This is a genomic window from Prevotella sp. oral taxon 317 str. F0108, assembly GCF_000162415.1.
Lineage (GTDB): Bacteria > Bacteroidota > Bacteroidia > Bacteroidales > Bacteroidaceae > Prevotella > Prevotella conceptionensis.
The window spans coordinates 5,694-9,568 of the sequence record NZ_GG740082.1 but is presented as its reverse complement, the minus strand read 5'-3'; the positions used below and the strand labels follow the sequence as shown (position 1 = coordinate 9,568).

Annotated in this window: 3 protein-coding genes and 1 pseudogene; all 4 read right to left on the bottom strand. The window is 43.5% G+C overall.

What is annotated here, in order from left to right; translation table 11 throughout:
* Positions 1 to 366 (bottom strand): annotated as a pseudogene (locus tag HMPREF0670_RS14800) (RHS repeat-associated core domain-containing protein); the annotation flags it as partial.
* Positions 367 to 546: 180 nt separating this feature from the next.
* Positions 547 to 894: a hypothetical protein gene (locus HMPREF0670_RS14795; RefSeq protein WP_044078456.1), complete on the bottom strand. Its 348-nt coding sequence runs from the start codon at positions 892 to 894 to the stop codon at positions 547 to 549.
* A 26-nt stretch (positions 895 to 920) separates the two neighbouring features.
* Positions 921 to 1,838: an ankyrin repeat domain-containing protein gene (locus HMPREF0670_RS14790; protein ID WP_009231946.1), complete on the bottom strand. Its 918-nt coding sequence runs from the start codon at positions 1,836 to 1,838 to the stop codon at positions 921 to 923.
* Positions 1,835 to 3,875, bottom strand: a 2,041-nt coding sequence (locus HMPREF0670_RS17315) for an RHS repeat domain-containing protein (protein WP_044078455.1), incomplete at its 5' end; no start/stop codon positions are given. The genes HMPREF0670_RS17315 and HMPREF0670_RS14790, both read right to left, overlap by 4 nt.

Sequence of the window (3,875 nt, the reverse complement as noted above, 5' to 3'; positions counted from 1 at the left end):
CCCGTCCTTGTCATAACCTATCCTGTCAACAATAACGCTCTCACGCCCCTGTTTATTGCCCGAAAGGCGAACTATTTGACCTGCCGCATTGTAATGATAGGTCACTACCTCCCCATCGGGATAGGTCATGGTGCGTATGCGGTTCCAACTGTCGTAGGTAGCGCCGTAGACATAGGTGCGCACATCGGCGGTGCTCACCATCACCGAGCGAACGGTTTTTACAACCTCGCCTTGGTTGCCGTAATAATACGCCTCGCCACCCGATGCGTCTTCCACGAGTACGAGCCTGCCTGCACGGTTGTACTTCTCGCCCGGCTTGCCATAGGTGTAGGTAACGCGGTTGAAGAGGTTCTTGGGATAGAGCACTTCGCTCAACCGTTCGTAGTCGTAGGTGTAAGTGACGGGTGCCTTGTCCGAGATCCTCTTTCTGAGTTCGGCCGTGAGCTTGGTCAGGAGGTTGCCATAGGCATCGTAGGCCATGTAGCATTACGGATGATGGTTGAGCATCATTCTTTGTGATGAACGCGGCAAGCCTTTGAGAACAGTTTAGAGACTTAATACCAAGGTTTCAACTGAAAAGAAAAATAGTTCAATATATTTATCGTCTAGAGTGTTCACAATTAATTTTAAATTATCTCCATCTTCTTCCGCATCTAGAATTAGACTAATAATTCCTAAGTTGCTATCAAGAGAGCTATATCCTTCTCTATCAATGATTTTACTTTTTGCTTGTTGCCAATTACAAATAACAAATTTGCATTTTGACTCTATGTGTTTGTTTGCTATAAAGTCGAAATAACCAGAAAAACATATTTGAATGCACCTATTGACATTGTCATAACAGAATTTTTCTGCAATTTCATCATCAAATGAATATCTATTTTTCAATTTCATGTTTAAACTTTATTGAACTTTCGCACTTAATAGTGCTTTATATAATACTCAAAGTCAGCTTTGCTTTTAGGGTCAATGTCACGCATTATAACTCCATATATACCCCTTGGCATTGGTGATTTCCAATAATCTAATCCCCTTTTCTTCAAGAAGTCAACAATTTTCATTTTTCCATTGTACTCTTTAGAATTCAGAGGATATACACATTTGCGTAATTTATATAAGATATTTACTTTAAAAGAAGGATAGTCAGGGTTGTCCAAGTCTATCTCCGTAAAATTTCTGCGAAAGTCGGCTCCTTTCAGTAGAAGGAACAACATGATATCCATCCTATCATGTATCATACAATTTTCTATTGCACAACATTCAGTAGGGGTTGAATAATTAATGTTTGCTCCTGCATCAACTAGCAATTTAACTTTCTCAAAAGACGAAGACACTGCAGCACTTAAAGCAAAAGTTCTAATTGGAACAATCTCTCCTAAGCCATTCTCCTCAACCCCACAACTAGTTGAATTCGGATTTCCACCATATTTCAGCAATAAGGCAAGAATCTCATTTGAGGGTCTTGAAAATCGACAAGCCAGCAATACTGCATTCTCTCCAAAATATTTAGTAGAGTCGTCATGCGCATTAGGAGCTGCACCCAACTCTAATAATTTTTTTACGGATTCTATTTTATTAGTGCGTGTTGCTAACATCAAGAGAGTCTGTTTGTATTTTGGATCTCGATAATCCACGGGAATATGTTTCTGTAGAATCTGCCTTAATATTTCCGTAGTATCTTCATCTTCAACCGCTTTTGCCAAATTCCATGCAGGCGTATATTTATATAACCTATAATCATCTCCTAACATGTCCTTCACATTAGGTTCTTTACATGAAAAAAAACAAACAATGCTAAGAATAAAATATGCTTCATATTTATATTTAGAATAATTCATTGTGGAAAACCATGAAAGGACTCCATATACATACGTTGGTATAACTCATTTTTAGCTTTTATATTATCTTTCATTAATTCAAGATCAGTTCTATAGAAATTCTGAATGCTATGTCCTAACAATGCTCTTCTGTTAAATCTATAATGCGGAACACCATCTGCACGAAGTCCGACTGCACTTTGGACCGTATTAAGTTCATCGCCCCAATTTATATAAGCATCAATTCTTGCAAGTTTTCTACTGAAAACAGTAAATGGGCTTACCCATGCAGCATTGAATGTCATGGCACTACGTCCCGTTTTGTATGCATTGGCGGCTGCTAGACCACCACCTAAACTATGTCCTGTAAATGTAAGTTCAGAGTTACCTGTTACTTGGGATATCTTTTCCGCATTCCTCATGGAAATATCATACTGCTCAGACATTCCGACAAGCTGCTTTATATTGTTTTTCCAATCGCTCACTTCTGTAAAATCCGTTCCTGCTGTAGCATAGACATATTCCGTCTTCCCTTTATAAGTCCTTTCGTACAACGCAGATTTGAAACCTGAAGAGGCATCATTCCAAATTACGCCTTTGAGTTTATTATTTAACTTAGAAAGATGCCAGCCACCTGTCAATGTTACCTTCTCTGTTCGATAAACATGTGCCGAAATTCTTGCAGCCTCTTCTTCTGTCGGTCTTTCCCCATTAGGGTCTATCAATTTAATTGGATTCCCAAAGCAATAGGAATAAGCACCGTCTTTTGGCATTTTTTCTATTTGCGGATCTACCCCATACCACAAACTCGTTACAGGGTTCATATACCTCGCCCCATAGTAATATAATCCTGTTTCTTGATCGAGTTCCTTGCCATTGAACTTGTACGGCATTTCCTCGCTACTGCTGTGTTCATCAACGAGCAACTCGCCATAAGGCAGGTAAGCATCGAACTGGGTGATGTTGGCCTTGGCATCGGTGATGTAGGAGGTGCTGCCGAGGTGGTCACTATGATAGAAGAAGATGTCCTCATGATGTGCGGTGTCGGCAGGCACGTAGCCATAACCTGGTTGCGCATTGTCAGGGTCTTCGGGTTTCTGCCATTGAATGGGTGGGCCGGGAACATCTCCCCTGTCGTTGAACTTCGGTCGTTGCACCCAACCTTCGGGCACGCTGTGGTCGCCCAAATCTCCGATGATGGTGTTGTAGCCATAACCCGTGTTGTCGGGATCGGCCGTTGCACCCTTCATCGTGGGCACACCGGGTGGTGTGCCCAGCGATTTGTAATACTCCTCGCGCTGTTTCTCTATCTGCAGCATACGGGCGGCATAGTCTTTCTGCCCTGCCGTAACGTTGTTGCTGCTGATGCCGTAAACGTTGCTGAACTTGCCTGTTCCCAGTTTGGAGGCAATGCGTTTGTCGCCGATGAAGTAATGCTTGGTAAAGCGGTTCTTCGTCACGGTGATAATCGGGGCGGGATAGATGGTGTAATCCTCCGTTTCGTGGAACGTCATTCCCTGTGGTGCACCATTTACATACACACCTTCGAGGTCGCCGTGGCTCTTGACGATGCGCTCGCCGGCGGCATTGTACGTGTATCGGCTGGTCTTGCCGTTGTCCGATAATACCATCAGGCGGTTGTCCTCGTCCCAATACATGCGCCGCTCGGTGTTCAGGCTGTCGTTCTCCACCAGCGTGGGATTGCCATTGGCATCGTAAGTATAATGCTCGTGCCCAATCTGCGTGGGTGCAGTGGGGTGGTTGCTGTCCTCGTACTTATAGGTGAAGTCGTAAGACTGCGCCGTCTTTGTGGAGTCCACCTTCTGCACCTTGGTGAGCGGTTCGCTCATCCGTCCGAAGGTCATCGTCATCTCATACTTCGCACCCTTCGCCTCACCGTTGGCCCTTATCAGACGGTTAAGGTCGTCGTAAGCGTAAGTGTGGTTGAAAGCACCGCCGAGTTTCGCTTTGTTGTTATTGCTATTGTTATTACTATTGTTGTTATTATTACTATTGGCCTGCGTCGGGTCTACGGCATTGACAATGCCTAAGATATTG

What these genes read in the sequence shown, in the direction of transcription:
- HMPREF0670_RS14795 (WP_044078456.1), bottom strand. Translation starts at nt 894, where the DNA reads ATGAAATTGAAAAATAGATATTCATTTGATGATGAAATTGCAGAAAAA.
- HMPREF0670_RS14790 (WP_009231946.1), bottom strand. Translation starts at nt 1,838, where the DNA reads ATGAATTATTCTAAATATAAATATGAAGCATATTTTATTCTTAGCATT.